The following is a 3,655-nucleotide window of genomic DNA, read 5'->3' on the forward strand; positions in this document are numbered from 1 at the left end:
TCAGGTCTTTTTTCACTATATCAATTTTTTATTAATTTTTGAATTTCAATTTTAAACCCTTATAGACCACGCATACCACGTAGAACATACCTATATAGGCCATTATCGGAAGGATGATGGCGACTAGCTTGGCAAAGGGAAATATTCCAACAAGTGTGGCTAGTATGGCAACTAAAAGAGCTGCTAGCTTGTTCTTTCTAGGATTATTGGCGTACATAAACTTACATAGACTCCACATCGTTGCCGCTGATGCAGAGAATATACCTAGCAACAAGACTATTGTAAAGGCGTTTGCCACCAAGGGGTCTATCCTCTGAGCAAGGTAAAGGGTTGGAACATCTACCCTTGATATGGGTTCAATATTGAGAAGTATAGCTGTCGATATGATAGTTATTCCAAGGCAGACCTCTATAGACCCGAGTAGAGAACCGTATTTTATTTGTTTTAAACTCCCTGCAGAGGCTCCTAGTTTTGATATGTAGGTACCACCGGCAGATACTGCCAAGGAAAAGTATAAGAATCCACTGAAGTACCATACTGGACCAGCCTTATACTGCTTTAAGATTGATTGTAGGTCGCCTATTAATGAAAAATTTGAATAGTCCTTTTGTATGACTATCAGACCTACAAGTATGAAAAAAACAATCAGTATAGGGGTCACTTTAGAGATTACCTGTATAAATCTCTCAAATCCAGATATGTATGACATAAATATTATTATAGCAACTATTATAGATCCTATGTACCTGTTTATTCCGTAGTTTTCTTGAATAGTTGAACCAGTTGCCGATATCAATATTGCCATTAGAAGAAATAGGAATACAGGAACTACTATATAGTAGATCTTGCCTATTTTTTTACCGCAGAAGTAGTCGTATTGCCTAAAGTCTGGATTGTCTCTATGTTCGTATCCGGCTTCCATTACTACCTTTACCGAAAATATAAATCCAACTAGTGTTATAATGATTGCACCATAGGCCCAGTAGCCAAAACTGGCGAAGAAATTTAGTATTTCCCTGCCAGTAGCGAAGCCTGCACCTATTATCCAGGCTACAAAGCCACCTGCAATCTTATTTATATCACTAAAACTTAAATTGTCATTGTTTGTATGAGGTGAGTTCATACTATATTAGAATAGTGGCTTGATAAACTTTTCTAGTCTATCTAAACCTTCTAAGAAATCATCCTCGTGGCAGGCATAGGAGATTCTGATGTATTCGTCTATACCAAATGCTTTACCAGGTACTACGGCTACCCTTTCATTTTCTAGGAAGTCTTCGCAAAACTTGATAGAGAATGAATCTTCATATTTGTATCTTGCCTTAACTTCAGACAGGTCTATAAATATATAGAAGGCTCCTGATGGTTTTACATATCCTATGTGGTCTATCTTGTCTAGTCTATCAGTTATCAATTCACATCTATGCTTGTAAGTTGCAACCATATGGTCCATATCTGACTGGCATTCCTTTAGGGCCCCAAGTCCTATATACTGGGCTACTAGGCAAGGGTGAGATATGATGTGACCCTGGATAGATGTCATAGCCTTTGCTATTTCTGAGTTTGATGCTGTATATCCTAGTCTTGTGCCTGTTAGGGCTGCACTCTTTGCAAAGCCATTTACTGTTATTGTTATATCTTTAATCTCTGGGCTAAGTGATGCTACTGATACGAAAGTGTCGTCATACTTTATCTTTTCGTATATTTCATCCGCCATAATGTAGATGCCCTTTTCAAGACATACTTCAGCTATTTCCAATAACTCATCTCTTGTGTATACTGCACCAGTTGGATTAGATGGATTAGTTATGATTATAAGCTTAGTCTTGTCTGTGATTGACGCTAGTAAATCTTCCTTAGTAGCCTTAAAGTTGTTTTCCTTTTTAGTAGGAACTTCTACTGGAACTGCATTGACTATCTTTACCATTTCTGAGTAACTCACCCAATATGGTAGTGGAAGAAGGACTTCATCACCTGGATCTGTGACTGCAAGCAGTAGGTTAGTTATAGAGTTCTTGGCACCGCTTGATAGGACTATTTGGTCCGGGCTGTATTCTATATTATTTTCATCCTTAAGTTTCTTGCATATTTCCTCTCTTAGTTCCAAGATTCCCGGTACTAGGTTGTATTTAGTTATATTATCGTCTAAAGATTTTTTTCCGTATTTCTTTGCCTTTTCAGGTACGTTAAAGTCTGGTTCACCTATACTAAGGTTGATTACCTCAACTCCATTTGATTTTAGCTCCTTAACCTTTGAGTTGATACCCACAGTTACAGAAGGGGTTATTTTACTTAGTCTCTTTGATAGCATAAGACATCCTCCTTAAATATGTTTTTGTATGATTTTTATGTGTTTTTCTATTCGTATCAGATATGTATTTTTATATTGTCGATACTATAGGGATATATCTGAAAGTCTATACATACATTTTAATACATGGAGAGTGATTTGTATATGGATTATATGTTATAATCTACTTGAAAAACAATTTTATTTCTATGGAGGTTTTTTAAGATGAAAGTAGGTATAATCGGTTTTTATGGTAAGCTTGGAAGGGCCAATATGGAGGCAGTAAACAGGGATAAAAATTCTAGTATAGCTTTTGGTGTATCACGTTCTGCATCAGAAGAGGGTGATGACCATATAGGCTATAAGGTATATAATCATATATCAAGCGTAAAAGAGGAGTGCGATGGTATAATAGATTTTTCAAATAGAAACAACATTAGTTCTGTTGTTGAGTACTCTCTAGACAAAAAAATACCGCTTGTTATAGGTACAACAGGTCTTACAGAAGAAGATGAGGCTTTAATAGAAAGAGCATCAAAAGAGATTCCTATTCTCCTATCCCATAATACAGGTTTTGGAGTAAATGTACTATTAGATATAGTAAGGGAAGCTTGTAAACTACTAAAGGGATTTGACATAGAGATAATAGAAAAGCACCATAATAGAAAAGAAGATGCACCTAGTGGAACCTCAAAGATGATTTTTGACAGTATGAAATCAGCAAACGAAAACTTGTTCTCAAATTTTGGGAGAACTGGTCCCGATTCTAAGAGACAAGTTGACGAAGTAGGCTTCCACTCAGTAAGGGGAGGAACTATAATAAGCGACCATGATGTCATATTTGCAGGAGAGGATGAGGTTATAACAATCAGCCACCATGCAGAGTCTGATAGGTCATTTGCAAATGGAGCCCTAAAAGCCCTATACTATTTAAGAACAAAGAAAAATGGTTTATATGATATGAAGGATGTACTTGCAAATAAATAATAAGATACTTGAGACTCTAATGCTGACAGATGAAATACGAATGTTCTGATTGTATATAGGGTCTCAAATCATATATATCGAGAAAATTACGAACCTTATTTTGACTTGCGTTCATAATGTCGGCAGTATAAAAATTCACAAAAAAATATTTCGTAAAAGTTATTGACACTTATTATATAAGGTGGTATAGTATTACTTGTCCTTGAGATACAGAAGCTTAGGAGCGACTGATAAGAGGACTCACGAGTCAATCGAACTTGTTATAGACTTTGAAAATGAGTTGGAAAAACTTAAAATAAAGTATTGACAAAAAAACGTTGGCTTGATATAATAGAACGGTCGTTGGATGCGACACATAGCTTATAAATAAGCTATTGG

3 protein-coding genes are annotated in these 3,655 nt (G+C 36.0%); 1 reads left to right on the plus strand and 2 read right to left on the minus strand.

Going from position 1 to position 3,655, the window contains the following annotated elements; translation table 11 throughout:
* Positions 1–31: 31 nt before the first annotated feature.
* A complete protein-coding gene (locus HMPREF0631_RS03655) occupies positions 32–1,123 on the minus strand; it encodes a YkvI family membrane protein (protein ID WP_002843512.1) in 1,092 nt (363 codons plus the stop codon).
* 6 nt (positions 1,124–1,129) lie between these two features.
* Positions 1,130–2,311: a pyridoxal phosphate-dependent aminotransferase gene (locus HMPREF0631_RS03660; protein ID WP_002843514.1), complete on the minus strand. Its 1,182-nt coding sequence runs from the start codon at positions 2,309–2,311 to the stop codon at positions 1,130–1,132.
* A gap of 204 nt (positions 2,312–2,515) precedes the next feature.
* Between HMPREF0631_RS03660 and dapB the strand changes: the two genes are divergently transcribed.
* Positions 2,516–3,277 carry a 4-hydroxy-tetrahydrodipicolinate reductase gene (gene dapB, locus HMPREF0631_RS03665; protein WP_002843510.1) on the plus strand — a complete coding sequence of 254 codons (762 nt, stop codon included), beginning with the start codon at positions 2,516–2,518 and terminating at the stop codon, positions 3,275–3,277.
* Positions 3,278–3,655: the final 378 nt, after the last annotated feature.

The sequence above is a fragment of the Peptostreptococcus anaerobius 653-L genome (genome assembly GCF_000178095.1).
Lineage (GTDB): Bacteria > Bacillota > Clostridia > Peptostreptococcales > Peptostreptococcaceae > Peptostreptococcus > Peptostreptococcus anaerobius.